The organism is Aeribacillus sp. FSL W8-0870 (assembly GCF_037963755.1).
Classification (GTDB): Bacteria; Bacillota; Bacilli; order Bacillales; family Aeribacillaceae; genus Aeribacillus; species Aeribacillus composti.
Genome location: NZ_CP150165.1, coordinates 160,096 through 185,000, shown reverse-complemented (window position 1 = coordinate 185,000; position 24,905 = coordinate 160,096). Strand labels below are relative to the sequence as shown.

The window sequence follows — 24,905 nt, the reverse complement described above, 5'->3', positions numbered from 1 at the left end:
AAAGCTATTTCGGAGAGAACCAGCTATCTCCAAGTTCGATTGGCATTTCACCCCTACCCACACCTCATCCCCGCACTTTTCAACGTGCGTGGGTTCGGGCCTCCAGCAAGTGTTACCTTGCCTTCACCCTGGACATGGGTAGATCACCTGGTTTCGGGTCTGCGACCTCGTACTATTTCGCCCTCTTCAGACTCGCTTTCGCTGCGGCTCCGCCTTTCGGCTTAACCTTGCACGAAATCGCAACTCGCCGGTTCATTCTACAAAAGGCACGCCATCACCCGTTAACGGGCTCTGACTACTTGTAGGCACACGGTTTCAGGTTCTCTTTCACTCCCCTCCCGGGGTGCTTTTCACCTTTCCCTCACGGTACTGGTTCACTATCGGTCACTAGGGAGTATTTAGCCTTGGGAGATGGTCCTCCCTGCTTCCGACGGGATTTCACGTGTCCCGCCGTACTCAGGATCCACTCGGGAGGGAACGGAGTTTCGACTACAGGGTTGTTACCTTCTCTGACGGGCCTTTCCAGACCTCTTCGTCTACCCCGTTCCTTTGTCACTCCTTAATCGAGTGTCCTACAACCCCAAGAGGCACGCCTCTTGGTTTGGGCTGTTCCCGTTTCGCTCGCCGCTACTCAGGGAATCGCTGTTGCTTTCTCTTCCTCCGGGTACTTAGATGTTTCAGTTCCCCGGGTTGCCCTCCATACCCTATGGATTCAGGTATGGATACTGCCCCATTACGGACAGTGGGTTCCCCCATTCGGACATCTCCGGATCGACGCTTACTTACAGCTCCCCGAAGCATTTCGGTGTTTGTCCCGTCCTTCATCGGCTCCTAGTGCCAAGGCATCCACCGTGCGCCCTTTCTAACTTAACCGTTTCTTCCTAACATGAGCGATCTATTCGTGAATGTCTTTCCGTTATCCAGTTTTCAAAGAACAATGCTTTTTCTTTCAATGAGCTCCCTTGCTGCTTGAGTTGCTTCGAGCCGAACATCCGATCCTTCGAATGGGCTCTCGCATAGGAGCAATGCTTCCAATATTCATCAAACTTATGGTGGAGCCTAGCGGGATCGAACCGCTGACCTCCTGCGTGCAAAGCAGGCGCTCTCCCAGCTGAGCTAAGGCCCCAGGATGGTCTTATTTATGGTGGGCCTGAGTGGACTTGAACCACCGACCTCACGCTTATCAGGCGTGCGCTCTAACCGGCTGAGCTACAGGCCCATCCTGTATTTTTTTATTCAGCTTCTATTCGCTGGGAAATCGACTTTGCGAATTCACCAGCAAACGGGGAAGGATGTGATCCTTCAAAACTAAACAAAACGGAAAAGCGTACCTTTTTCAATGTATATATCCTTAGAAAGGAGGTGATCCAGCCGCACCTTCCGATACGGCTACCTTGTTACGACTTCACCCCAATCATTTGTCCCACCTTCGGCGGCTGGCTCCCGTAAGGGTTACCCCACCGACTTCGGGTGTTACAAACTCTCGTGGTGTGACGGGCGGTGTGTACAAGACCCGGGAACGTATTCACCGCGGCATGCTGATCCGCGATTACTAGCGATTCCGGCTTCATGCAGGCGAGTTGCAGCCTGCAATCCGAACTGAGAGTGGTTTTTTGGGATTCGCTCCACCTCGCGGTTTCGCTGCCCTTTGTACCACCCATTGTAGCACGTGTGTAGCCCAGGTCATAAGGGGCATGATGATTTGACGTCATCCCCACCTTCCTCCGACTTTTAGCCGGCAGTCACCTTAGAGTGCCCAACTGAATGCTGGCAACTAAGGTCAAGGGTTGCGCTCGTTGCGGGACTTAACCCAACATCTCACGACACGAGCTGACGACAACCATGCACCACCTGTCACCCTGTCCCCGAAAGGGGAACGCCCTATCTCTAGGGTTGTCAGGGGATGTCAAGACCTGGTAAGGTTCTTCGCGTTGCTTCGAATTAAACCACATGCTCCACCGCTTGTGCGGGTCCCCGTCAATTCCTTTGAGTTTCAGCCTTGCGGCCGTACTCCCCAGGCGGAGTGCTTAATGCGTTTGCTGCAGCACTAAAGGGTGGATACCCTCTAACACTTAGCACTCATCGTTTACGGCGTGGACTACCAGGGTATCTAATCCTGTTCGCTCCCCACGCTTTCGCGCCTCAGCGTCAGTTACAGGCCAGAGAGCCGCCTTCGCCACTGGTGTTCCTCCACATCTCTACGCATTTCACCGCTACACGTGGAATTCCGCTCCCCTCTCCTGCACTCAAGTTCCCCAGTTTCCAATGGCCGCTCGCGGTTGAGCCGCGAGATTTCACATCAGACTTAAGGAACCGCCTGCGCGCGCTTTACGCCCAATAATTCCGGACAACGCTTGCCACCTACGTATTACCGCGGCTGCTGGCACGTAGTTAGCCGTGGCTTCCTCGTCAGGTACCGTCAAGGTACCGCCCTGTTCGAACGGTACTTGTTCTTCCCTGACAACAGAGCTTTACGATCCGAAGACCTTCTTCGCTCACGCGGCGTTGCTCCGTCAGACTTTCGTCCATTGCGGAAGATTCCCTACTGCTGCCTCCCGTAGGAGTCTGGGCCGTGTCTCAGTCCCAGTGTGGCCGGTCACCCTCTCAGGTCGGCTACGCATCGTCGCCTTGGTGAGCCGTTACCTCACCAACTAGCTAATGCGCCGCGGGCCCATCCTGCAGTGACAGCTAAAAGCCGCCTTTCAACCGAAAACCATGCGGTTTTCGGTGTTATCCGGTATTAGCTCCGGTTTCCCGAAGTTATCCCAGTCTGCAGGGCAGGTTGCCCACGTGTTACTCACCCGTCCGCCGCTAACCTAAAGGAGCAAGCTCCCTTCGGTCCGCTCGACTTGCATGTATTAGGCACGCCGCCAGCGTTCGTCCTGAGCCAGGATCAAACTCTCCAAAAAAAGTTTGTCACCAAATGCTCTTGTCAGAATCAACAGGCACGCTTTTCGTTTTGTTCAGTTTTCAAGGATCATATAACTACTTCGACGAAATAACATTATAACAAAACAATTATGTCCAGTCAATGCTTTTTATTTTTTCACAATGACTTTCATAATATATCATGGCGTCAAAATGTTTGTCAATACATTTTTTAAAACACTTAACAAACAGCGACGATTAATAATATATCAACTTTAAACTATTTCGTCAACACCTTTTTAAAATTATTTTTAATTCTCCATCCTTATTCATAATTAAAAGTTCAATTCATACAATTTTACAAGATAAGGACAAGGAGGAGCATCAATGAACCGTTTTTACATCATCCATATTAAAAAAATCAAACAATTACTTTTTTTAATCATAATCGCTTTTTTTACTGCTGTCTTTATGTACTTTCAAACAATACCAAATATCCCGGTTTTCACTACAAAGAACGGGCCGAAAGCAATTTATAAAGGAGACGGAAGCGGTAAGAAAATTGCCTTGACATTTGATATTAGCTGGGGAGATGAAAAAGCAATTCCAATTTTAAATACTTTGAAAAAATATGGACTAACCAATGCAACATTTTTTGTATCCGCCTCATGGGCCGAACGCCATCCTGAAGTAGTCAAAAGAATTATCGATGACGGTCATCAGCTCGGCAGCAAAGGATATGCTTATAAAAACTATACTGAGTTGGACACTAACGAAATTAAGCGTGATTTATCTTTAGCCCAGCATACATTTCAAAAGCTTGGTATCAAGGATATAAAATTGCTGCGGCCCCCAACCTGCCAATTCGATCAAAACGTTTTAAATATTGCTGAACAATATGGATTAACTGTCGTCCATTACAGTGTAAATTCAAATGACTGGCAAAACCCGGGAGTCAACAAGATTATCCAAAATGTTACGAAACACTTAAAACCAGGTGATATTATCCTGCTTCACGCATCAGATTCAGTTAAACAAACTAACCAAGCGTTGCCGGCGATTATTCAACATTTGAAACAAAACGGCCTTAAAAATGTAACCGTACAAGAATTAATTGAAAACAGCAATGCAAGAACGAAAGAACTATCATTCAAATGAAAAGAACTTTGGAAGTAAATTCAAACCAATCGTTTTCAATATTTTGGAAATCAATAAGCATTTTAAAGAGCTATAAGGAAAACTCCTTCAGCTCTTTTTTGCTTTTGGCGAGTCATTTGTCATTTTCGGCAAAATCAACAATTGGTAAGCATTGCAAATTAAAATTGGAAACAGCATTAAATACAGCCAATCTCTATCATTGACACGAAGGGCCGGCATCCACTCAATCACTGAAACAACAACCATAAAAAACAATGCAGGGACAAACGCATCTTTATTCGTCTGTTTTTGCTTAAAATAAGCAATTACAGCAGAAAACAACAAAATGACAACAGCTACTAAAATATACGGGACAATGGAATCTCCAGTTTGCGCAAAAAATTGATATCGAAAATAAACTAAATCAAACAACACAAAAATGATTAACAAGATTTGAACAGAGTTCCATAACGAAACTGAGCGAAAAATGCCTAGGCCAAACCTGTGCACAGTCAAATAAGCGAAAAAGCCCATTTGGCTGATGATGCTGAAAATAAAACCTACTCCGATCAACCAAAACAATACTGCAACAATTTCAACAATATTAAAAGACAAAAACAACTTTTCATACTCGCTCCATCTTAAGATAAAACCAACAATACTTGTCGCAACTCCACCTACAATGAGAGTAGAAAGGAAAAATCGTACCCAATTTCGGCTTTTCACTGCCAACCCCTCCATATTTCGTAAAATATCATATGATTTTATCAATCCAACTTGTATATTACCATATGGCAAAACTTTTTTCGCATAAAAAACAGTTGGTTTCTCAACATAATGGTAGAAGTTATTATTGAAAGGAGCTAAATGAAATATGAGAGGTAGAAATTGTTCGCTCCTCATCATGATGCTTATATGGATGATCGTTGCAGGATGTGCGGATCGGCAGCAAAGTGAACCAATGAATTATGATGAAACAAAAAAAATGGTTGTAGACATATTAAAATCTGACGAAGGAAAAAAAGCCGTTCAAGAAATTATGAAAGATGAAGAAGTTCAACGAAACCTCATTTTAGATCAAAAAACCGTCAATAATACGATTGAAAAAGCGTTAACATCAGAAAAAGGGAAGGAATTTTGGAAAAATACATTTGAAGATACAAAATTTGCGGAAGGATTTGCGAAAACATTGCAAACAGAACATGAAAAAGTGATCAAACGTTTAATGAAAGATCCGGAATATCAAGGAATGCTTATGGATGTGCTGAAAAATCCTCAAATGGAAGAAGAACTATTGAAGGTTTTAAAAAGCAAAGAATACCGCCAATATTTACAGCAGCAAATTACAGATGTTCTATCAAGTCCGCTCTTTCAACCGAAAATTGAGGAGGCGCTATTGAAGGCTGCTCAGCAAGCTCAAAGTAAACAACAAGGCGGGGGCAGCTCCGGAAACGAAGGCGGGGGCGGAGGCCAATAGACCTCCTCTCCCTTCCTTTACTTTTCTGTTATCTCAATCACTTTTCTTGCTATATCTAAATAAATTTTCCCTATTGGATGGTTTTCATTATAAACAGACGGAGCAAAGTCCTCTTCATCCCAGTCCGGCTGCTCAAGCGGAATTTGCCCTAATAGAGGGACCTGCAAATCCTCTGCAAGCTTCTGACCTCCGCCTTTCCCAAATACATACTCTTTTTGGCCTGTTAATTTACTTTCAAAATAGGACATATTTTCAATAACTCCTAAAATTTCGTGCTCCGTTTTAATGGCCATTGCACCAGCCCTTGCAGCAACAAATGCAGCTGTTGGATGAGGCGTAGTTACAATGATTTCTTTACTAGTTGGAAGCAATGTATGCACATCTAATGCAACATCACCTGTACCAGGAGGCAAATCAAGGAGTAAGTAGTCCAACGATCCCCACTCAACTTCTTGGAAAAAGTTATTCAGCATTTTTCCGAGCATCGGACCTCTCCAAACAACAGGCGCATTATCTTCAACAAAAAAAGCCATTGATATGACTTGCACACCAAACCGCTCAACTGGAATAATTTTATCCCCGCGAACGATCGGCCGGTTCATGATCCCCATCATATCAGGAACGCTAAAGCCGTAAATATCTGCATCAATAAGACCAACTTTTTTTCCTAGACGAGCAAGGGACACAGCCAAGTTGACAGATACGGTTGATTTGCCGACCCCGCCTTTTCCGCTTGCTATTGCAATAAAGGTTGTTTTTTCATTCGATAAAATGGAAGGGCTTGTACTATCAGAATAATACTTTTGGACAATTTCCTTTGGAAGCTCCGAAAAACGCAGCCCAACAGTCTCGGCACCCGCTTGTTTAAGCTTTGCAACAATTTGCTGCTGGAGTGTTAACTGCTCGCTTGTTCCCGTTTTGGCAATTGCTATTTTTAAACTAATATGTTTTTTTTCGGGCTTGATTTTTATTTCTTCAATCGCATTCAATTCTTTTAAAGATTTATGTAAAAATGGATCTTCCAACTGTTCGACAATGGACCTTACATCTTCTTCCCGCATCGTATCCACAACCACCTTTTTTCCATAAGACTTTTAATAGTATATAGTATAACACATTTCCAACAGTCCATTGAAAATAGATGCCTGAGAAGAATCCATTTATTCCGGTATTTGCTGTTCATTGGAAAAATAACGCAAAACCCCGTTGTAAATGGCGGCTGCCACTTTTTTCTGATATTCTTCAGAAGCAAGAAGCTCTTCCTCAGAAGGATTGGATAAAAATCCTACCTCCACAAGCGCACCCGGTTTTTTTGCATGCTTTAGTAAATAGACACCGCTTATTGGCTTTGCTTTTCGATCTGTATTTCTTAAATTTTTCCTTAATTCATCTTGGATAAATTTCGCAATAGCTTCATTCTCCTGATATTTTCCGTCATAAAATGTTTGCGCTCCCCTCCATTTTGGAGATGGAATAGCATTTAAATGGATGCTCAAAAACAAATCGGCGTCTGATTCATCAATTAGGCGAACGCGCTTTCGAATATCTTCTGATTTTCTCCGGCTATATCCGTGTGTATCGTCCGAAGCCAAATCTTCATCTTTTTCTCTTGTCAATAACACTAACGCTCCCTGCTCTTGTAAATAATCTCGAGCAATATTGGCAATTTTTAAAGTTATATCTTTTTCCAGCAGTTTTTTTCCTACTGCTCCTCCATCGGGACCTCCGTGACCGGGGTCTAAGTAAATGATTTTTCCTGATAACGGAAGATTCCATGATTTCCATGAATTGAAAAGGGAGAATTGATATTGAATGATAAATACGAGAATCAGAAACCCAGCAATAAACAGCGCCCATTTCAGCTTTTTTTTCACTCCGCATCCCTCCTGCTCGTCCCTTCAATTCAATATATGGAAAAGCATAAGGATTTATGATTACTGCAATTTTAATTTATATCTCTTTTTTCCAGCCAATTCCCACCAGAAAATTGGCGCATTCAAAATTTAACTAATCTGCTCAAACTCGTCATTCTCCCCAACAGATAATATAGCTGTAGAAGCCGTCAACTTTCTGTCATACAGCTGTTTGTGCTTTAATGATAATCGCCTTACACTTTTCGGTCCTAGATATGAAGTTTAAATTGGGGGCAATTGGGGATAATGGAATGCTTCACTTGAAAATAAAATTGTATTTCTGATTCAGTTTTTATACAGCGCTTTTTTTCAAAAAGAAACATTTTAAGAGTCATAAAAAAAGCTCCCGCAAATATGGGAGCTAAGATGAATGTTGCGTTTCAGTTATAACGAGACCGATCAGGCTGGCACGGTCAATTTTATTATTTGTATTTGACGGTAACTTTCGTGCTTTTTCCTACATTTCCAACCTTATCTTTTGCATACACTAGGAGAACTGTTCCGGCTTTTTGTTTTTTGATTGAAACGGAGAAATTTCCGTTTTTATTCGCTTTGCCCGAACCGATTACTTTCTTTCCTGCTTTGACATACACCGTTGAATACGCCTCTGCTTTTCCTGTCACCGAGGAAGATTTTCTTGTCACTTTGTTCACTTTAGGAGCACCCGGCGGTATTTTATCGAGTACCGTCACTTTTCGCGCCGGGCTCACATTCCCCGCTTTATCCGTCGCTGTTACGTAAAGAATTGTTCCGGCTTTTTGAGCCGTTTTTAACGAAATTGCGAATTTCCCATTTTTATCTGTCGTGCCGGTGCTCAATACTTTGCTGCCGGCCTTTATTGTTATTTTTGATCCTGCCTCCGCTGTCCCTCTGACCGTTTTATCTTTATTGCTGACCGAATTTACACTCGGAGTACGCGGCGGTGTTTTATCAATTACCGTCACTTTTCGCGCCGGGCTCACATTCCCCGCTTTATCCGTCGCTGTTACGTAAAGAACTGTTCCAGCTTTTTGAGCTGTTTTTAACGAAATCGTGAATTTCCCATTTTTATCTGTCGTGCCGGTGCTCAATACTTTGCTGCCGGCCTTTATTGTTATTTTTGATCCTGCCTCCGCTGTCCCTCTGACCGTTTTATCTTTATCGCTGACCAGGTTTACGCTTGGAATGCTAGGAGGCGTTTTATCAAGCACCGTTATTTGAACCGACTCGCTTTTATTTCCTTCCTGACTCTTGGCGTATACGCTTAAGACAGTTCCAGCTTTTTGTTTACTGATGGAAATGCGGAAGGATCCATTACGATCAGCTGCTGCAGAGTTCAATATCTTTGAACCAAGCTGGACATAAACAGTAGTTCCTGGATCAGACAGCCCATTTATAAATGTATCCCTATCACTTACCGGGTTTACTATCGGTTTGCTTGGAGGAGTGGAAGGCTTATTTTCCTCTACATCAAAAAAAGTATAAGTGATGTCATCTCCTTTAGATGCAGGAACAGTTTCATTACCAACAGCCCGTTTTACTATGGCTCCGCCGCCCCGCAAGCTGGCGGATTCTCCCGAAAATATTTTTGGAATTAATGAATCAAAGCCCTCTTCACCATTAAAACCATATATTCCCGTATTTTTCTTCAGTAAAAGGGCGGCGCGGAAGTTCGTCATCAATTTTCCAAATGTAAGGGTAGGGTCGATATAATTTTTCGCTACATTCTCTACTGCTTTATAATCATTATGAGTATCTGTTAAAATCTCTTTGAAAATCTTGTTTCCTTGATTCGCTTGAATTCTGACATATTGTCCAAAAAGATAGGACAAGGAATAGTTAGACAAAGTGTCGCCATTATCATCCCAATACAATAATGAATGACCATTTGTAATGGAGGTAGAAATATTGTAGTAATAAATGTAATTCGTTAAAGGTTTTCCCGTATATATATGTTCAGCTGCCATTGACAAAGCTTCATCTAGCCATGTATCCATTTGGGAGCCATTTTCTATAAATACATTTTGGTTAAAATTCACCATATGTTGAAATTCATGTGCCAATGTTTCGTATGCAGCACTTACATCCTTTTCCGTCCCTGTTCCCATTAAAGGATACGTATCAATATAAAAAATCTCTGATTTGTTGGAGTATGGAATATCATGCAAATCTCCTCCATAAAAGTAACCAGCAATATACCCCCCGAATCCTGCAAAACCATCTTGTATATCATAACAAAGAATGTGAATTTTCCCGTTTCCGTCCACATCGGATTCGCTGGCAAAATTTTGTGTGATGAGCCGATAAATTTCTTGATCAAATTCTTGCCCTAGCTTTTGCGCATCAGCTTCTGTAATTTGATTATCATAAACCCATACGTTCGTTTTTGTACCTGAATACAGCAGCTTGGCGCTAATTTGTTTATCTTCATTGGTCGTAAAATCATGCACCCAAAATGTCTTAGTATCGCCAACTTTATTGAGAAACTTTTTGGAGAGAGATTTTTGTTGAAGTTTCTTGTCTTCATGTTTCTCCGTATCAAACGGTCTAATTACATCCAGTTTATAAGCATTCAATCCTATTTTTTTGTTTATCGTATATTGATCATTATTAATCTTGAACGCTCCAGTGTCTTGAGTATTATTCACGTCTACGGACTCGTTGCTGATTAATATGTATTTATTTCCTCCAGATGCTGTGTCTGAACTTCTTTCCTGTGCAAAACCGCTAGCTGGCACCAATAATAAAAAAATAAGAACAAGGCATAACGACTTTTTCAACCAACCCATTTCTCCACCTCTTTATTTATAAAAAATTGATAGAAATATTATAATGGATGATTTTGTATAAGGCACTAAAATTTTTTGAACAGTCACAAAAGTTTTAAGCCTATTCGCCTAAATGAAAAGTGCTAATAAAATCTTTGTGGTAAAGAGAAAAGAAACGTGTGTCAAAGCTCAGCAAAAAAAGCCAAATAAAAAATAAAAGCCGATTTCCTCACCTGCGTTACACAATTGGAGGTTTGCTCGGCAAATGATAAAAGCTTTTTCTATCTTCGAAAATCTGGAATCGTTGAAAAGACATTCATATCGAGATGAACATTTTGAAAACCGCAATTTTTTGTTTTTTAAAAGTTTTCATAACATAGCCACAGTGCATGGATGTCGCCCAAATTGTCCTTACGAGTAATATTTCACACAGGAAATAAAAAACCATTTTGCTTCATTCTTCCTTGCAAAAAATAAGCAGCACTGTCAATAACTCCTGAACTTTTCCTTTTTGAAATAAAAAAGCCAATCAAAAGGCGAATTCAGCAATGGCCCCCGTCAAATCATTTTTTCACAAGCCGTTTTTAGGCATAAAAAAAGCCCGTTCCAACGAAGTTGAAATGAGCCATGCATGAACTGCTTTTAAAGCTTTAGTTTGTATCTCTTTTTTCCAGCTAAAAACCCTTCTTCCCACCAATAATGAATAAAGTGCTGGCATGTCAAATAGATGGATTCCATAACAAAATCATCATTTGATTCCCTTGCCAAATAAAGAATATTGTCAAATAAATTGTTAATAAGCTCTTGTTCTTCCTGTATACAACGTGTATTGGCCTGCTCCATCGATTCCCCGTAATATCCGAACCGGCTGTAGGCCGCTCCCAGCAAAAAAGATTCAATGGCCGAGTGGACACACTCTTCTTCCATTGCAGTTTTATGGAAGCGTTTTTGAAAAAAAGGATTAAACCATTCATCAATCATATTTTTCAATTTGCGAATTGGGAGATCTTTTAACATTTTTCGCTCAGTGAGAAGCTTTTTTTCCTGCCGTCTTTCATTAAAGTCTGTAATTACATTCATCAAAATCTCCTCCTTGTTTTTATTTTTTTCAGTTCACGCTGTTCCATTCAACCACTCCTTTCCAATTGCAAATAAAAAACCACAACAATTTGTTGTGGTTTAAGGTTCGAATCATTAACGTTTTGAAAATTGCGGTGCACGGCGTGCTCCTTTAAGACCGTATTTCTTACGCTCTTTTACGCGAGCATCTCGAGTTAATAAGCCTGCACGCTTTAACGTTCCGCGATATTCTGGATCAGCTTGTAAAAGTGCACGAGCAATTCCGTGGCGAATAGCGCCTGCTTGACCAGTGAAACCGCCGCCTCTAACATTTACTAGTACATCATAATTGCCAACTGTCTCTGTTAAAACAAGCGGTTGTTTAATATCTTCAATCAAAGCTTTTGTTGGAATGTAATCTTCAATGTTCCGTTTATTAATTACGATACGGCCTTCACCAGGAACTAACCGAACACGGGCAACAGAGCTTTTGCGACGACCGGTACCGTAGTATTGAACCTGTGCCAAAATGATAACCTCCTTATTAAATTATCCGCGAAGTTCATAAACTTCTGGTTTCTGTGCTTGATGAGGATGTTCGCTTCCTCTGTAAACATGCAATTTTTTAAACATTTGGCGTCCAAGGGAACCTTTTGGAAGCATTCCGCGAATAGCAAGTTCCAGCATTTTTTCAGGATAGTTGTTTCGCATTTCTAATGCAGTTCTTGATTTTAAACCACCAGGATGCTGGCTGTGGCGATAATAAATTTTGTCTGTTAATTTTTTTCCAGTTAATTCGATTTTTTCAGCATTAATAATAATTACGTGGTCACCTGTATCTACATGCGGTGTAAACGTTGGTTTGTGTTTTCCGCGTAAGATAGATGCAACTTCGCTTGCTAGACGTCCTAAAGTTTTGCCAGCTGCATCAACAACATACCATTTGCGCTCAACTTCATGCGGCTTTGCCATAAACGTTGTACGCATTGTTTTCCCTCCTTAATCGTTCATGTCGAAAAGTCTATTTCAAAAACACGATTATTTTCCGGGGCTAATCGTGGGGCTTGAAATACATACCATATGTTATCTTATCTTTTTAAGATATGAATGTCAAGAAAATGTTACACCTGGATTAGTTGTCATAATAAACTTTCCAAAGATATAGACCGCATCCAGAAACTGTTTTCCCGGCTCTTGATCTATCTTTGGCTGCGATAATTTGTTTTATTTCTTCCGGCTTGCGCTTCCCTTCTCCTACTTCAATCAATGTTCCGACTAAAATGCGAACCATATTGTAAAGGAAGCCGCTTCCGACAAAACGGAACGTAATTTCATCTCCTTCTTCCCATATATCCGCTTCATAAATAGTTCTCACTTTATTTTCCGTTTCTGTTTTAGAAGAGCAAAAGCTTGTAAAATCATGTGTTCCAATAATGAAACGGGAGGCAGTTCGAATCGTTTCAATATTTAACGGATTTGGAAAATGGTATGCATAATGACGCCGGAACACATCTCGTTGAAAACTGCGATACAAACGGTAGCGGTATTCTTTCTTCTTTGCAGAAAATCTAGCATGAAAATCTTGATCGGCAAGCTCTGCATTTTGAATGGAAATATCTTGAGGAAGCAGCGTATTCAAAGCAATCGGCCATTTTTCCATCGGAATTTTGAGGCTTGTATCAAAATGAAATACTTGGCCAACAGCATGCACGCCGACGTCTGTTCTGCCGGAAGCAGTAATTTTTATCCGCTCCCCTTTGTGGATTTTCATTAATGCTTCCTCAATCTCTCCTTGTACTGTCCGGTGGCCGGGCTGGCGCTGATAACCGCTAAATCCTGATCCATCATACGAAACTGTGCATTTAATCCTCATTTTTAAAACTCCTAGGCACGCAATAGTAATAAAATAATTGATAACAGCAGGATAGAGGCCATCATAATGGAATCAATCGCTCCCCATTTCAGCTGCCTGATTTTCGTACGTCCTTCACTTCCGCGATACCCCCTGGCTTCCATAGCGGTAGCAAGCTCTTCCGCCCGCTTAAAAGCGCTTATGAAAAGTGGTACAAGCAAAGGAACGATTGCTTTTATTCGCTCTTTTACAGGCCCTGATGTAAAATCTACCCCTCTTGCCATTTGCGCCTTTAAAATTTTTTCTGTTTCCTCCAGCAGAGTCGGTATAAAGCGAAGAGAAATAGACATCATTAATGCTAGTTCATGGACAGGAAGTTTAAATTTTTTAAAAGGCTTTAACAGACTTTCCATTCCATCCGTTATTTCGATAGGCGTTGTTGTTAAGGTCAATGTCGTTGTCATAAAAATTAAGAAAATGAACCGAAGAGAGATAAAAAACCCTTGCCGCAAGCCTTCTTCATAAATGGAAAAAAAGCCGAAGCGGAACAGCATGTCCCCTTCTTTTGTTACTAAAATGTGCAGCAAAAATGTAAACCCAACGATCCATATAACAGGTTTTAAACCGTTCCATAAGAAAGAGAACGGAAGCTTCGTCAGCAAAATAATGATGAACGTAAATAATCCTAATAAAAAGTAAGTGATTCCGTTATTGGCAAAAAAGACGATAAAAACATATAAAAAAATCGTTAGCAGTTTTGCACGGGGATCCATTCGATGAATGACTGTGCTACCAGGAACATATTTTCCGATGATGATATTATCGATCATATACGACACCTTCTTTTAAAAGGGCTTCAATGAAATCGGCCGTTTCCTCTAAAGTCAATGGCTTGTCTTCAACCGTTAAAGAAAATTTTTCTTCAAGCTTCATGACAAATTTAATTGATTCCGGCAAATCGAGCCCAAGCTGCTCCAGTTCCCCAGTCAACCGGAATATTTCCTTTGGCGACCCTTTCATCTTTAATTCCCCTTGGTGCAAAACGGCAATTTCATCAGCGTACTTTGCTGCGTCTTCCATGCTATGCGTTACTAATATTGTTGTTAATTTTTTTTCTTTATGGAGACGATAAAAAAGCTCCATGATCTCATTTCGGCCTTTTGGATCCAATCCTGCAGTCGGTTCATCTAAAACGAGCACCTCCGGCTCCATCGCTAAAACACCTGCAATCGCCACTCTTCGCATTTGCCCCCCGCTTAGCTCAAACGGGGATTGATGAAGGATTTCTTCTCCTAGACCGACAAGCGGCAGCACTTCTTTTACCTTTTTTTTCGCTTCTTCAAACGATGCGCCAAAATTCATTGGACCGAATGCTATATCTTTTTCGACGGTTTCTTCGAATAATTGATGCTCTGGGAATTGAAAGACAATTCCGACCTTTTTTCGGATAGATTTCAAGTTTTTCTGTTTTTCTCCTGCCTTAATCAGCCGGTCTCCAAGTTGAATAGAGCCTTTCGTTGGCAAAAGCAGGCCGTTTAAATGCTGCAAAATCGTTGATTTTCCCGACCCGGTATGCCCAATCACGGCCAAATATGTTCCTTCATGGATATCCATATTGATATCACACAAAGCGAGCCGTTCAAAAGGAGTGTTCATTTGGTAACGATGTTCTAATTGTCGGATTTTAATGTCCATAATTCGTCCACCAGGCTTTCTACATTAAGGTGTCGCGTCGCTAAAGGCACTCCTTTTTCAAGAAGCCGTTTGCTCAGCTTGTAAGAAAACGGAAGATCTAAACCGATGCTTACCAGCTCCTCTTCCAAGCGAAACACTTCTTTCGGAGTTCCCTCCACAAATTTTTTGCCTCCATTCATTACAATCATCCGATCTGCTTTGGCCGCCTCTTCCAAATCATGGGTGATGGAAATGACCGTCACAAGCCCTTTTTCTTTCAATGACCAAATGGTTTCAATTACTTCCCGGCGTCCAATTGGATCAAGCATTGAAGTCGCTTCATCTAAAACAATAATGCTTGGTTGAACAGCCAAAACGCCTGCAATCGCGACCCGCTGCTTTTGTCCGCCGGAAAGATGATGAGGCTCCCGTTCTAAAAATTCATTCATTTTTACAATTTTCGTCGCCCATTCGATTCGTTTTACCATCTCTTCTCTCGGTATACCTATGTTTTCCATACCAAAAGCGACATCGTCTCGTACAGTGGCGCCGACAAATTGATTATCTGGATTTTGAAACACCATTCCAATCCGTTTTCGAATATCCCAAATGGTTTTTTCTGATAATGTGATTCCTGATACAGTAACGGTTCCTTCGTCAGGCAGCAGCAGACCGTTTAGCATCCGGGCCAATGTTGATTTCCCTGATCCATTGTGTCCGACGATGGCCAGCCATTCCCCTTCATACACATCAAAGGAAACATCCGTTAGTGCAGGCTTTTCACTTTCTTTATTATAGCGGTATGTTACATGTTGAACTTGAATGATCGACCGTTCCACAGATGCCCTCCTCCTGCCTCAAGTACAGATGAAGTAAACGCGAATATCATGTCTATAAATATGAGATGCAGAGGCTGCCAAAAGAAAATCAATCCGCTTTGTAAAGTACTTGAAGATAAATAAAAAAGGGCATAGATGCAGTCATTACAACTGTCCCGCCCTTGAAGTTCATTTATATCTAAATTACACGAATTCAATGATAACCATTGGTGCTCCGTCACCACGGCGAGGACCCATTTTCAAAATTCGTGTGTAGCCGCCTTGACGATCTTGGTAACGTGGTGCCACTTCATCAAATAATTTTTGCAATGCATAGAAAGGTTTTTCTTTTTCCTTTCCGTCTTGGCCTGAAACTGTCACAGTTTTCGCAACCTCATTGCGAATAAACTGTGCTGCTTGGCGACGAGCATGCAAATCACCACGTTTACCTAAAGTAACCAGCTTCTCTACAACAGCACGAAGCTCCTTTGCACGGGCTTCAGTCGTTTCAATTCGTTCGTTAATAATTAAGTCCGTTGCTAAGTCACGGAGCATTGCTTTACGCTGCGCACTAGTACGTCCTAATTTTCTATAAGACATGTGATGTTCCCTCCTTTGTTGGAAGTTGATCTATATAGACTTTGAAAAATCAGTTAATCGTCTTTTCGTAAACTCAAACCAAGGTCTTCTAATTTTTGTTTTACTTCTTCTAGCGATTTGCGTCCTAAATTACGCACCTTCATCATGTCCTCTTCTGTTTTGTTTGCAAGTTCTTGAACTGTGTTAATACCTGCACGTTTCAAACAGTTATAAGAACGAACAGAGAGGTCAAGTTCCTCAATCGTCATTTCAAGCACTTTTTCTTTTTGGTCCTCTTCTTTTTCAACCATGATTTCAACATTTTGCGCTTCATCTGTTAAGCTAACGAAAATGTTTAAGTGCTCCATCAAAATTTTAGAGCCAAGTGCGATAGCTTCCTTTGGACCGATGCTTCCATCTGTCCAGACATCAATTGTCAGCTTATCATAATCTGTCACTTGACCAACCCGTGTATTTTCCACTTGATAAGAAACTCTAGAAACGGGTGTGTAAATCGAATCGATTGGGATGACACCTATTGGTTGATCTTCCCGTTTATTTTCTTCAGCCGGGCTGTATCCTCTCCCGCGCTTCGCCGTCATTCTCAGCCGCAAATGAGCATCTTTCGCAAGAGTTGCAATATGAAGATCAGGATTTAATATTTCAACATCGCTATCGTGAGTTATATCTGCTGCCGTAATGGGCCCTTCACCTTGTACGTCAATTTCTAGCGTCTTCTCTTCTTCTGAATAAATTTTCAGAGCAAGCTTTTTTAAATTTAAAATAATCGTTGTAACATCTTCGACGACACCATCAATTGTAGAAAATTCATGGAGGACGCCGTCAATTTGAACAGATGTTACAGCGGCACCAGGGAGTGAGGATAATAGGATACGACGTAAGGAGTTACCCAAAGTTGTACCATATCCACGCTCAAGTGGCTCGACAACGAATTTCCCATATTTCGCGTCATCACTGATTTCAACCGTTTCGATTTTTGGTTTTTCAATTTCAATCATTCTAAATAAAACCCTCCTTCAAAACGTCGAAACCCCGGCTAGACAAAGAAGAGAAAACGCGTCTAACCGAAATTCCCCAATCATAAAGTCCCGAATGTGCACAAACAACATCTTATAAATGCTAGAATCTATAACTGTATCATAACCCATTATTGACAGGGTTACAAAATATATACAGATAAATTACACACGACGACGTTTTGGCGGACGGCATCCATTATGTGGAACAGGTGTGACGTCTTTAATAGATGTCACTTCAAGACCTGCTGCTTGAAGAGCACGAATCGCAGCTTCGCGGCCTGCGCCAGGTCCTTTTACAGAAACCTCTAATGATTTCATTCCGTGCTCCATAGAAGCTTTAGCAGCTGCTTCAGCTGCCATCTGTGCAGCAAACGGAGTTGACTTACGAGAACCTTTAAATCCTAATGCACCGGCACTTGACCAAGCAATTGCATTGCCGTGCACATCTGTAATAGTGACAATCGTGTTGTTAAAGGTTGATCGAATATGTGCGATGCCTGTCTCAATATTCTTTTTTACGCGGCGTTTGCGAGTATTTGTTTTACGAGCCATTTACAGTTAACCTCCTTTACTTATTTTTTCTTGTTAGCAACCGTACGGCGCGGTCCTTTACGAGTACGTGCGTTGTTTTTCGTATTTTGGCCTCGAACAGGCAAACCACGGCGATGGCGGATACCACGGTAGCAGCCAATTTCAATGAGACGCTTAATGTTTAGAGAAACTTCCCGTCGAAGATCTCCTTCCACTTTATAAGTGTCGACAATGTCACGGATTCTTCCTAATTCTTCTTCTGTTAAATCACGAACACGAGTATCTTCGGAAACTCCAGCTTCAGCTAATATTTTTTGAGCTGTTGAACGACCGATTCCGTAAATATAAGTTAAAGAAATGACAATGCGTTTATCGCGTGGAATATCTACACCAGCAATACGCGCCATAATATGAGCACCTCCTTCAAAAATTAACCTTGTTTTTGTTTATGTTTTGGATTTTCGCAAATAACCATAACTTTTCCTTTTCTGCGAATGACTTTACATTTTTCGCATATAGGTTTCACTGATGGTCTTACTTTCATGTTTATCCAACCTCCTTAATAATCCGGAGTGCAAATTATTTATATCGATACGTAATTCTTCCGCGGGTTAAATCATATGGTGATAATTCAACCGTTACTTTATCACCCGGCAAAATACGAATAAAATGCATTCTAATTTTTCCAGAAACATGAGCCAGCACGGTATGACCATTTTCCAACTCTACTTTAAACATCGCGTTAGGCAACGTCTCAACAACGGTACCCTCTACTTCAATGACATCGTCTTTCGCCATTCAATTGTCTCCCTTCCTCAAATCAGTAACTTGTTCATTGACAAATCGGCTTATTGCATATCGAAGTTTGCCATTTGTCACACGGCCAGTTTCCAATATACTGTTCTGAACTTCCGGAGATACGCAATCAAAAAATTCAAGATGATGGATGTTTTTTTTCTTTGGAGAATGAAACTTTCGCTTTTCTCCATCGGCAATCAATACGAATCGATCATCGAGAATTTTCACGACAATCGCATATTTGCCAGCTTCTCTCCCTTTCGTAATCAAGACAAACTGACCTATTTGCGGACTCGACTCAGGATCACTCACGCACATCACCTTCACTTAGGGTGTTGTTAAAATTTCATAACCTGTATCAGTAATAGCAATTGTATGTTCAAAATGAGCACACATTTTGCCATCTACAGTCACGACAGTCCAATTATCAGCTAACGTTCTGACATAACGGCTTCCCGCATTGACCATAGGCTCAATCGCTAAAACCATACCGGGCTTCAGCCTTGGCCCTTTGTTCGGTGGACCATAATGCGGAATTTGAGGATCCTCATGCAAGTCTTGCCCTACGCCATGACCTACGTATTCACGAACAATGGAAAAACCGTGAGATTCGACGTAAACTTGAATGGCATGAGAAATGTTCGAAAGTCTTCCCCCTGGTTTTGCTTCTTCTAATCCTTTATATAAAGATTCTTTTGTAACATCAAGCAATTTCTGTGTTTCTTCGGAAATTGTACCGACAGGATAAGTCCATGCAGAGTCCCCGTGATAGCCGTTGTATTTCGCACCAATGTCAATACTAATAATATCTCCATCACGCAATACACGGTCTCCAGGTATTCCGTGAACAAGCTCTTCATTCACGGAAGTGCAAATACTGCCGCGAAAACCATTATACCCTTTAAATGAGGGGATTGCATCATGTTCACGTATAAACTTTTCAGCAATACTGTCCAGTTCTTTTGTTGTAATACCAGGCTGAATATATTTCTGGAGTTCTTGGTGAGTTAAAGCAACAATCCGTCCAGCCTCGCGCATAATTTCAATTTCGCGCTTTGTTTTGCAAATAATCATTCACCCAAGCCTCCAAGCAAGTTGCAAATATCTTCAAATACTTTGTTAATCTCTTGCTGACCGTCAATATTTTTCAAATAGCCTTTAGATTTATAGAAATCAAGCAGCGGTTTCGACTGCTTCAAATTCACTTCCAAACGGTTTCCAACGGTTTCAGCGTTATCATCAGCTCGTTGATATAAATTTCCTCCGCACTTATCACAAATTCCTTCTTCTTTTGGCGGATTGAATACAAGATGGTACGTTGCACCGCAATTTTTGCAAATTCTTCGTCCTGTTAGCCGTTCCATTAAAATTTCTTGGTCAACATGAATGTTGATAACATAATCAATTTCTTTATTAAGCTCTTTTAAAATTTGCTCCAAAGCCTCCGCTTGAGCAACGGTGCGCGGAAAACCATCCAATAAAAAGCCTTTATCAGTATCATTCTTGCCTAATCTTTCCCGAACAATACCAATCGTAACTTCATCCGGCACTAATTCGCCTTTATCCATATAAGACTTCGCTTGTAACCCTAACTCGGTTCCATCTTTTATAGCTGCTCTGAACATATCTCCTGTTGATATATGCGGGATGTTGTATTTTTCAACAATTTTTTCAGCCTGTGTTCCTTTTCCTGCCCCAGGCAGCCCCATTAATACTAAATTCATGGACTCTCCCCCTCAAACGCTTTTCGAGGGAATGGGACATTCATCGCCCCACAACCTCTTATTTCATAAAACCTTTGTAATGACGTTTGACAAGCTGGCTCTCAAGCTGCTTCATAGTTTCCAAAGCGACACCGACAACGATCAAGAGACTTGTTCCACCTATTTGTGCTGAAGAAGGCAAGTCAGCAAATTTTATAAAAAAGACAGGAAGTATTGAGACAACTGCTAGAAAAATAGAACCGACAAATGTTAAACGGTATAAAATTTTCGTTACGTACTCTTGTGTACTTTTTCCTGGTCTTATACCCGGTATATAGCCGCCTTGCTTCTGCAAATTTTCAGCCATTTGCTCCGGGTTCACTTGAACAAATGTATAGAAATAAGCGAAAGCGATAATTAATGCAACGTAGATGATCATCCCGATAGGTTGCGTGTAATCAAATGTTTTTTGAATCCATCTTGTTACATCATTTGGTCCAAAGAACGATGCAATCGTAGTGGGGGTAACAATAAACGATACTGCAAAAATGACTGGAATGACTCCAGCAGAGTTAACCTTCAATGGGAGATGCGTTGAATGTCCCCCAACCGGACTTCTACCTGCAAGCCGCTTTGCATACTGAATCGGAATTTTTCGAAATGCTTGTTGAACGAAAATAACAGCTACAACAACTAATAAAACGGCAAGAACAAGCAAAACGACAGTTACAATTCTTAAAAATAGCTGATCGCCAACATCCGCAAATTGTTGAGCATAAATTTGGTTTACTGCCGTTGGAATGCCGGCAGCAATCCCAGCAAAGATAATAATAGAAATACCGTTCCCAACGCCTTTTGCGGTAATTTGCTCACCAAGCCACATTAAAAAGGCTGTTCCCGCAGTTAAAACAAGTGCGATCAACAAATAGTTTCCAATGCCAGGGTTTATGATTAACAGACCGCCGGCCATATTATTAAAGCCATATGACATTGCCAGCGCTTGAATAAATCCTAAAATAATTGTTAAATAACGCGTGAATTGGGCAAGCTTTCTGCGGCCTACTTCACCCTGCTTCGACCACTCTGTAAATTTCGGTACAACGTCCATTTGCAGAAGCTGAACAATGATTGAAGCAGTAATGTAAGGCATAATCCCCATTGCTAAAATGGAGAAGTTTTGCAATGCCCCGCCTCCAAAAATGTTCAAAACGCCAAATACGTTCAATTGGTCTTGTGCTTTTAGTACGTCTGCGTTCACACCCGGGACAGGGATAAAAGTGCCGATCCGGAAAATTACCAGCATAAGAAGGGTGAACAAGATTCGATTGCGAATGTCACCCACGCGCATAAAATTGGAGATTGCCTTGAACATTAAATCACCTCAGCAGAACCGCCGGCGGCTTCAATTGCCTCTTTTGCTGAAGCAGAAAATTTGTGTGCTTTAACCGTTAATTTTTTCTCTAATTTACCGTCTCCAAGCACTTTAATACCTGCTTTCAGTTTGCTTACAACACCTGTTTCCAAAAGAAGCTCTGGAGTAATTTCCGTACCGTCTTCAAAACGATTCAATTTGTCCAAGTTCACAACTTGATATTCTTTGCGGTTAATGTTTGTAAACCCACGTTTTGGCAAACGACGGAATAGAGGAGTTTGACCGCCTTCAAATCCAGGGCGAACTCCACCGCCAGATCGGGCATTTTGTCCTTTTTGACCACGTCCAGCAGTTTTTCCATTACCTGAACCAATACCGCGACCAACACGATTCCGCTCTTTACGAGAACCTTCTGCCGGTTTTAATTCATGAAGCTTCATAACCTTGGCACCTCCTTATTTGATTATTGTTCTTCCACTTTCACGAGATGTGACACTTTATTGATCATTCCGCGAATTGCCGGATTGTCATTATGAACAACTGTTTGATGCAATTTCCGCAAGCCTAATGTTTTAACGGTTATTCTTTGGTCTTCAGGACGACCAATTACACTCTTTTTGAGGGTAATCGCCAATTTTTTTGCCATTGTCTTTCCCTCCTTATCCTAACAGTTCTTCAACCGTTTTTCCACGAAGTTTAGCAACATCTTCTACACGCTTCAGCTGCTTTAACCCGTCAACTGTTGCCCGAACCATATTAATCGGTGTATTGGAGCCTAAAGATTTAGATAAGATATCGTGAACACCTGCTAATTCAAGTACTGCACGGACAGGTCCTCCAGCGATAACCCCCGTACCTTCAACAGCAGGTTTCAAGAGAATCTTTCCTGCACCGAATTTACCGATTACTTCGTGTGGAATGGACGTACCTACAATTGGTACTTCAATTAAGTTTTTCTTTGCATCTTCAATTGCTTTGCGGATAGCATCAGGAACTTCTTGCGCTTTACCAGTTCCGAAACCTACATGACCGTTTTTGTCCCCGACAACAACAAGGGCAGCAAAACGGAAACGACGGCCACCTTTTACTACTTTTGCAACACGGTTTACGGTAACAACACGTTCTTCAAGTTCAAGTTTGCTTGGATCAATACGACGCATCACTTTTCCCTCCTTTGTCGATTAAAATTCAAGGCCAACTTCGCGAGCTGCATCAGCTAAAGCCTTCACACGTCCATGATATAAATATCCACCACGGTCAAACACAACAGATTTAATACCTTTTTCAAGCGCACGTTTTGCAACAAGTTCGCCGACCTTTTGAGCAGCTTCTACATTCCCAGTTGATTCCAAGTTAAGCTCTTTATCCAAAGTAGAAGCACTCACAAGCGTTTGGTGATTTGTATCATCAATCACTTGAGCATAAATGTGCTTGTTGGAGCGGTATACGTTTAAACGCGGGCGAGCGGCTGTACCGGAAACCTTTGAACGCACGCGTGCATGTCTAGTTTTGCGAACCGCATTTTTACTAGGTTTTGTAATCATCTACGTCACTCCTTTCTTTCTTTATGCGGCATTACTTAGCAGTCTTACCTTCTTTGCGGCGCACATATTCTCCTTCATAGCGGATGCCTTTTCCTTTATATGGTTCAGGCGGACGAACCGCACGAATGTTTGCAGCGACTGCGCCAACACGCTCTTTATCTGTACCTTTAACGACGATTTTTGTTTGAGAAGGAACGTCGATTTCAATGCCTTGTTCAGGTTCATATTCGACTGGATGAGAGTATCCGACATTCAATACTAGTTTCTTTCCTGATTTTGATGCACGGTATCCGACCCCGATCAGTTCTAAACTTTTTTCAAAGCCTTTGGAAACACCTTCAACCATATTGGCAAGAAGGCTGCGAGTCGTCCCGTGAAGAGCACGGTGCTCTTTATTGTCAGATGGACGAGTAACAGTTAATACTTGATCTTCAACTTTTATATCCATATCTGGATGAAATGTACGGGTTAATTCTCCTTTTGGTCCTTTTACTGTTACTGTATTTCCATTAATCGTAACAGTGACACCTGAAGGAATTTCAAGCGGTTTTTTCCCTACACGTGACATGAATGACACCTCCATTTCGTGTTAAAAAATTACCAAACGTATGCGAGCACTTCTCCGCCTGTTTGCTTCGCGCGCGCTTCTTTATCAGTTAAAACGCCTTGAGAAGTCGAAACGATTGCTATTCCTAATCCATTCAACACACGTGGCACTTCATTAGCTTTTGCATAAACGCGCAAGCCTGGTTTGCTGATTCGTTTAAGGCCAGTTATAACACGTTCGTTGTTAGGCCCGTACTTTAAGAAAATGCGCAAAATACCTTGTTTATTATCTTCAATATATTCATAATCGCGAATAAACCCTTCACGCTTTAAAATTTCAGCAATTTCCCGTTTAATTTTGGAAGCAGGAACTTCCAGTTTTTCATGACGAACCATGTTCGCATTGCGAATGCGAGTAAGCATATCTGCAATAGGATCTGTCATCACCATTATAAATAACCTCCTTCCCATTTATCGATACTACCAACTAGCTTTTTTCACGCCAGGGATCTGACCTTTGTAAGCAAGTTCACGGAAACAAATACGGCAAAGCTTAAATTTGCGGATGACTGCATGCGGACGGCCGCAGCGTTCACAGCGTGTGTATTCACGCACTTTAAATTTTTGCTTGCGTTTTTGTTTCGCAATCATTGACTTTTTAGCCACATTTTCGCCTCCAATCTAAATTAGCGATTATTTTGGAACGGCATGCCGAACAGAGTTAATAGCTCGCGAGCCTCTTCATCGGTTTTTGCTGTTGTAACGATTACGATATCCATACCTCTTACTTTATTTACTTTATCGTAATCAATTTCTGGGAAAATAAGTTGTTCTCTAATACCAAGCGTATAATTGCCGCGGCCATCAAATGATTTTTTAGATACACCACGGAAGTCGCGCACACGTGGTAAAGAAACGGAAATCAATTTGTCAAAGAAATCGTACATACGCTCTCCACGAAGCGTAACTTTGCAGCCGATCGGCATTCCTTCACGAAGCCGGAAGCCGGCAATGGATTTTTTCGCACGAGTCACTACAGGTTTTTGACCAGAAATGAGAGTTAATTCTTCAACAGCACTGTCCAGCGCTTTCGCATTTTGGACTGCATCACCGACGCCCATATTGATGACAATTTTTTCGATTTTAGGAACTTGCATAACAGATTTATAGTTAAACTTGTTCATTAGTGCAGGTATGATTTCTTTTACGTATTTTTCTTTAAGGCGGTTCATAAATAGACCTCCCTT

The 24,905-nt window shown here is 41.5% G+C and carries 30 protein-coding genes, 2 tRNA genes, 2 rRNA genes and 1 pseudogene (1 of these 35 running past the window's edge); 2 read left to right on the top strand and 33 right to left on the bottom strand.

The genetic code is table 11. The annotated features are described in order from the left end of the window. The 4 genes from NSU02_RS01010 to NSU02_RS00995 all read right to left on the bottom strand — a co-directional run. Window positions 1-873 (bottom strand): 23S ribosomal RNA (locus tag NSU02_RS01010); it reaches 2,060 nt to the left of the window's first position. Window positions 874-1,050: 177 nt separating this feature from the next. After that, a tRNA-Ala gene (locus tag NSU02_RS01005) sits at window positions 1,051-1,126 on the bottom strand. A gap of 16 nt (window positions 1,127-1,142) precedes the next feature. Continuing rightward, a tRNA-Ile gene (locus tag NSU02_RS01000) sits at window positions 1,143-1,219 on the bottom strand. Window positions 1,220-1,355: 136 nt separating this feature from the next. After that, a 16S ribosomal RNA gene (locus NSU02_RS00995) occupies window positions 1,356-2,909 on the bottom strand. Together the 16S and 23S rRNA genes with 2 tRNA genes alongside form the textbook arrangement of a ribosomal RNA operon. Before the next feature lie 346 nt (window positions 2,910-3,255). On the opposite strand from NSU02_RS00995, the gene pdaB reads away from it, so the two are divergent. Then, window positions 3,256-4,026, top strand: coding sequence for a polysaccharide deacetylase family sporulation protein PdaB (pdaB, locus tag NSU02_RS00990; RefSeq protein ID WP_066247916.1), 771 nt, complete (start codon window positions 3,256-3,258; stop codon window positions 4,024-4,026). An 87-nt stretch (window positions 4,027-4,113) separates the two neighbouring features. Here the strand turns inward: pdaB and NSU02_RS00985 are convergent, their stop codons facing one another. Then, window positions 4,114-4,731, bottom strand: coding sequence for a KinB-signaling pathway activation protein (locus NSU02_RS00985; RefSeq protein WP_063387198.1), 618 nt, complete (start codon window positions 4,729-4,731; stop codon window positions 4,114-4,116). Window positions 4,732-4,879: 148 nt separating this feature from the next. Between NSU02_RS00985 and gerD the strand changes: the two genes are divergently transcribed. Beyond that, window positions 4,880-5,482, top strand: coding sequence for a spore germination lipoprotein GerD (gene gerD, locus NSU02_RS00980; protein ID WP_094244893.1), 603 nt, complete (start codon window positions 4,880-4,882; stop codon window positions 5,480-5,482). Window positions 5,483-5,499: 17 nt separating this feature from the next. Here gerD and NSU02_RS00975 read toward each other — a convergent pair whose 3' ends face one another. The 28 genes and pseudogenes from NSU02_RS00975 to rplE form a co-directional block, all read right to left on the bottom strand. Continuing rightward, window positions 5,500-6,543: an Mrp/NBP35 family ATP-binding protein gene (locus tag NSU02_RS00975; RefSeq protein ID WP_063387196.1), complete on the bottom strand. Its 1,044-nt coding sequence runs from the start codon at window positions 6,541-6,543 to the stop codon at window positions 5,500-5,502. A 99-nt stretch (window positions 6,544-6,642) separates the two neighbouring features. Next, window positions 6,643-7,356 (bottom strand): N-acetylmuramoyl-L-alanine amidase CwlD, encoded by a 714-nt coding sequence (gene cwlD / locus NSU02_RS00970; RefSeq protein ID WP_063387195.1) that lies wholly within the window; start codon window positions 7,354-7,356, stop codon window positions 6,643-6,645. A 461-nt stretch (window positions 7,357-7,817) separates the two neighbouring features. Further along, entirely contained in the window at window positions 7,818-10,163 is a 2,346-nt protein-coding gene (locus tag NSU02_RS00965) for an Ig-like domain-containing protein (protein WP_339193842.1), read from the bottom strand. 621 nt (window positions 10,164-10,784) lie between these two features. Next, window positions 10,785-11,222: a DUF2521 family protein gene (locus NSU02_RS00960; protein ID WP_063387192.1), complete on the bottom strand. Its 438-nt coding sequence runs from the start codon at window positions 11,220-11,222 to the stop codon at window positions 10,785-10,787. A gap of 114 nt (window positions 11,223-11,336) precedes the next feature. Continuing rightward, a complete protein-coding gene (gene rpsI, locus NSU02_RS00955; protein WP_063387191.1) occupies window positions 11,337-11,729 on the bottom strand; it encodes a 30S ribosomal protein S9 in 393 nt (130 codons plus the stop codon). A 21-nt stretch (window positions 11,730-11,750) separates the two neighbouring features. Beyond that, window positions 11,751-12,188 (bottom strand): 50S ribosomal protein L13, encoded by a 438-nt coding sequence (gene rplM, locus NSU02_RS00950; RefSeq protein WP_063387190.1) that lies wholly within the window; start codon window positions 12,186-12,188, stop codon window positions 11,751-11,753. Between the two features lie 145 nt (window positions 12,189-12,333). Continuing rightward, window positions 12,334-13,074, bottom strand: a complete 741-nt coding sequence (truA, locus tag NSU02_RS00945) for a tRNA pseudouridine(38-40) synthase TruA (protein ID WP_327857013.1) — start codon at window positions 13,072-13,074, stop codon at window positions 12,334-12,336. A gap of 11 nt (window positions 13,075-13,085) precedes the next feature. Further along, complete coding sequence (locus tag NSU02_RS00940; RefSeq protein WP_063387188.1) at window positions 13,086-13,883, bottom strand: energy-coupling factor transporter transmembrane protein EcfT; 798 nt, start codon at window positions 13,881-13,883, stop codon at window positions 13,086-13,088. Continuing rightward, window positions 13,873-14,748, bottom strand: coding sequence for an energy-coupling factor ABC transporter ATP-binding protein (locus NSU02_RS00935; protein WP_117017135.1), 876 nt, complete (start codon window positions 14,746-14,748; stop codon window positions 13,873-13,875). The genes NSU02_RS00940 and NSU02_RS00935 overlap by 11 nt, the downstream gene beginning before the upstream one ends. Beyond that, window positions 14,724-15,566 carry an energy-coupling factor ABC transporter ATP-binding protein gene (locus tag NSU02_RS00930; protein WP_094244885.1) on the bottom strand — a complete coding sequence of 281 codons (843 nt, stop codon included), beginning with the start codon at window positions 15,564-15,566 and terminating at the stop codon, window positions 14,724-14,726. Before NSU02_RS00930 ends, NSU02_RS00935 begins: the two co-directional genes overlap by 25 nt. A gap of 183 nt (window positions 15,567-15,749) precedes the next feature. Next, window positions 15,750-16,145, bottom strand: a complete 396-nt coding sequence (gene rplQ, locus NSU02_RS00925; protein ID WP_063387185.1) for a 50S ribosomal protein L17 — start codon at window positions 16,143-16,145, stop codon at window positions 15,750-15,752. 53 nt (window positions 16,146-16,198) lie between these two features. Beyond that, the gene (locus NSU02_RS00920; RefSeq protein WP_063387184.1) at window positions 16,199-17,143 is read right to left on the bottom strand and encodes a DNA-directed RNA polymerase subunit alpha; all 945 of its coding nucleotides are present in this window, start codon (window positions 17,141-17,143) and stop codon (window positions 16,199-16,201) included. A gap of 183 nt (window positions 17,144-17,326) precedes the next feature. Then, complete coding sequence (rpsK, locus tag NSU02_RS00915) at window positions 17,327-17,716, bottom strand: 30S ribosomal protein S11 (protein ID WP_063387183.1); 390 nt, start codon at window positions 17,714-17,716, stop codon at window positions 17,327-17,329. Window positions 17,717-17,736: 20 nt separating this feature from the next. Next, window positions 17,737-18,102 carry a 30S ribosomal protein S13 gene (rpsM, locus tag NSU02_RS00910; RefSeq protein ID WP_063387182.1) on the bottom strand — a complete coding sequence of 122 codons (366 nt, stop codon included), beginning with the start codon at window positions 18,100-18,102 and terminating at the stop codon, window positions 17,737-17,739. Between the two features lie 23 nt (window positions 18,103-18,125). Then, window positions 18,126-18,239 carry a 50S ribosomal protein L36 gene (gene rpmJ, locus NSU02_RS00905; RefSeq protein ID WP_003156543.1) on the bottom strand — a complete coding sequence of 38 codons (114 nt, stop codon included), beginning with the start codon at window positions 18,237-18,239 and terminating at the stop codon, window positions 18,126-18,128. Between the two features lie 35 nt (window positions 18,240-18,274). Further along, a complete protein-coding gene (gene infA, locus NSU02_RS00900) occupies window positions 18,275-18,493 on the bottom strand; it encodes a translation initiation factor IF-1 (RefSeq protein ID WP_003178377.1) in 219 nt (72 codons plus the stop codon). After that, window positions 18,471-18,805 (bottom strand): annotated as a pseudogene (locus NSU02_RS00895) (KOW domain-containing RNA-binding protein). Before NSU02_RS00895 ends, infA begins: the two are co-directional and overlap by 23 nt. A gap of 15 nt (window positions 18,806-18,820) precedes the next feature. Beyond that, a complete protein-coding gene (gene map, locus NSU02_RS00890) occupies window positions 18,821-19,567 on the bottom strand; it encodes a type I methionyl aminopeptidase (protein ID WP_117017136.1) in 747 nt (248 codons plus the stop codon). After that, complete coding sequence (locus tag NSU02_RS00885) at window positions 19,564-20,217, bottom strand: adenylate kinase (protein WP_117017137.1); 654 nt, start codon at window positions 20,215-20,217, stop codon at window positions 19,564-19,566. The genes map and NSU02_RS00885 overlap by 4 nt, the downstream gene beginning before the upstream one ends. Before the next feature lie 58 nt (window positions 20,218-20,275). Next, on the bottom strand, window positions 20,276-21,568 hold the full coding sequence (secY, locus tag NSU02_RS00880; RefSeq protein ID WP_063387178.1) for a preprotein translocase subunit SecY: 1,293 nt from the start codon (window positions 21,566-21,568) through the stop codon (window positions 20,276-20,278). After that, window positions 21,568-22,008: a 50S ribosomal protein L15 gene (rplO, locus tag NSU02_RS00875; protein WP_063387177.1), complete on the bottom strand. Its 441-nt coding sequence runs from the start codon at window positions 22,006-22,008 to the stop codon at window positions 21,568-21,570. Before rplO ends, secY begins: the two co-directional genes overlap by 1 nt. 23 nt (window positions 22,009-22,031) lie before the next feature. Beyond that, window positions 22,032-22,214 carry a 50S ribosomal protein L30 gene (gene rpmD / locus NSU02_RS00870; protein ID WP_063387176.1) on the bottom strand — a complete coding sequence of 61 codons (183 nt, stop codon included), beginning with the start codon at window positions 22,212-22,214 and terminating at the stop codon, window positions 22,032-22,034. A 13-nt stretch (window positions 22,215-22,227) separates the two neighbouring features. Further along, a complete protein-coding gene (gene rpsE, locus NSU02_RS00865) occupies window positions 22,228-22,728 on the bottom strand; it encodes a 30S ribosomal protein S5 (protein ID WP_063387175.1) in 501 nt (166 codons plus the stop codon). 21 nt (window positions 22,729-22,749) lie between these two features. Further along, complete coding sequence (rplR, locus tag NSU02_RS00860) at window positions 22,750-23,112, bottom strand: 50S ribosomal protein L18 (protein WP_063387174.1); 363 nt, start codon at window positions 23,110-23,112, stop codon at window positions 22,750-22,752. Between the two features lie 31 nt (window positions 23,113-23,143). Continuing rightward, window positions 23,144-23,680 (bottom strand): 50S ribosomal protein L6, encoded by a 537-nt coding sequence (gene rplF, locus NSU02_RS00855; RefSeq protein WP_063387173.1) that lies wholly within the window; start codon window positions 23,678-23,680, stop codon window positions 23,144-23,146. A gap of 29 nt (window positions 23,681-23,709) precedes the next feature. Beyond that, the gene (gene rpsH / locus NSU02_RS00850) at window positions 23,710-24,108 is read right to left on the bottom strand and encodes a 30S ribosomal protein S8 (RefSeq protein WP_063387172.1); all 399 of its coding nucleotides are present in this window, start codon (window positions 24,106-24,108) and stop codon (window positions 23,710-23,712) included. Between the two features lie 30 nt (window positions 24,109-24,138). Beyond that, on the bottom strand, window positions 24,139-24,324 hold the full coding sequence (locus NSU02_RS00845; RefSeq protein WP_063387171.1) for a type Z 30S ribosomal protein S14: 186 nt from the start codon (window positions 24,322-24,324) through the stop codon (window positions 24,139-24,141). A gap of 20 nt (window positions 24,325-24,344) precedes the next feature. Further along, the gene (rplE, locus tag NSU02_RS00840; RefSeq protein WP_063387170.1) at window positions 24,345-24,890 is read right to left on the bottom strand and encodes a 50S ribosomal protein L5; all 546 of its coding nucleotides are present in this window, start codon (window positions 24,888-24,890) and stop codon (window positions 24,345-24,347) included. Window positions 24,891-24,905: the final 15 nt, after the last annotated feature.

Coding starts and splice junctions, on each gene's coding strand:
- rpsE (WP_063387175.1), bottom strand. CDS start 22,728: ATGCGTCGTATTGATCCAAGCAAACTTGAACTTGAAGAACGTGTTGTT.
- pdaB (WP_066247916.1), top strand. CDS start 3,256: ATGAACCGTTTTTACATCATCCATATTAAAAAAATCAAACAATTACTT.
- rpsH (WP_063387172.1), bottom strand. CDS start 24,108: ATGGTGATGACAGATCCTATTGCAGATATGCTTACTCGCATTCGCAAT.
- infA (WP_003178377.1), bottom strand. CDS start 18,493: ATGGCGAAAGACGATGTCATTGAAGTAGAGGGTACCGTTGTTGAGACG.
- NSU02_RS00935 (WP_117017135.1), bottom strand. CDS start 14,748: ATGGACATTAAAATCCGACAATTAGAACATCGTTACCAAATGAACACT.
- truA (WP_327857013.1), bottom strand. CDS start 13,074: ATGAGGATTAAATGCACAGTTTCGTATGATGGATCAGGATTTAGCGGT.
- rplR (WP_063387174.1), bottom strand. CDS start 23,112: ATGATTACAAAACCTAGTAAAAATGCGGTTCGCAAAACTAGACATGCA.
- rpsM (WP_063387182.1), bottom strand. CDS start 18,102: ATGGCGCGTATTGCTGGTGTAGATATTCCACGCGATAAACGCATTGTC.
- secY (WP_063387178.1), bottom strand. CDS start 21,568: ATGTTCAAGGCAATCTCCAATTTTATGCGCGTGGGTGACATTCGCAAT.
- NSU02_RS00940 (WP_063387188.1), bottom strand. CDS start 13,883: ATGATCGATAATATCATCATCGGAAAATATGTTCCTGGTAGCACAGTC.
- rplE (WP_063387170.1), bottom strand. CDS start 24,890: ATGAACCGCCTTAAAGAAAAATACGTAAAAGAAATCATACCTGCACTA.
- NSU02_RS00920 (WP_063387184.1), bottom strand. CDS start 17,143: ATGATTGAAATTGAAAAACCAAAAATCGAAACGGTTGAAATCAGTGAT.
- NSU02_RS00960 (WP_063387192.1), bottom strand. CDS start 11,222: ATGAATGTAATTACAGACTTTAATGAAAGACGGCAGGAAAAAAAGCTT.
- map (WP_117017136.1), bottom strand. CDS start 19,567: ATGATTATTTGCAAAACAAAGCGCGAAATTGAAATTATGCGCGAGGCT.
- rpmJ (WP_003156543.1), bottom strand. CDS start 18,239: ATGAAAGTAAGACCATCAGTGAAACCTATATGCGAAAAATGTAAAGTC.
- rpmD (WP_063387176.1), bottom strand. CDS start 22,214: ATGGCAAAAAAATTGGCGATTACCCTCAAAAAGAGTGTAATTGGTCGT.
- rpsK (WP_063387183.1), bottom strand. CDS start 17,716: ATGGCTCGTAAAACAAATACTCGCAAACGCCGCGTAAAAAAGAATATT.
- rplQ (WP_063387185.1), bottom strand. CDS start 16,145: ATGTCTTATAGAAAATTAGGACGTACTAGTGCGCAGCGTAAAGCAATG.
- rplO (WP_063387177.1), bottom strand. CDS start 22,008: ATGAAGCTTCATGAATTAAAACCGGCAGAAGGTTCTCGTAAAGAGCGG.
- NSU02_RS00885 (WP_117017137.1), bottom strand. CDS start 20,217: ATGAATTTAGTATTAATGGGGCTGCCTGGGGCAGGAAAAGGAACACAG.
- rplF (WP_063387173.1), bottom strand. CDS start 23,680: ATGTCACGTGTAGGGAAAAAACCGCTTGAAATTCCTTCAGGTGTCACT.
- NSU02_RS00965 (WP_339193842.1), bottom strand. CDS start 10,163: ATGGGTTGGTTGAAAAAGTCGTTATGCCTTGTTCTTATTTTTTTATTA.
- gerD (WP_094244893.1), top strand. CDS start 4,880: ATGAGAGGTAGAAATTGTTCGCTCCTCATCATGATGCTTATATGGATG.
- rplM (WP_063387190.1), bottom strand. CDS start 12,188: ATGCGTACAACGTTTATGGCAAAGCCGCATGAAGTTGAGCGCAAATGG.
- NSU02_RS00975 (WP_063387196.1), bottom strand. CDS start 6,543: ATGCGGGAAGAAGATGTAAGGTCCATTGTCGAACAGTTGGAAGATCCA.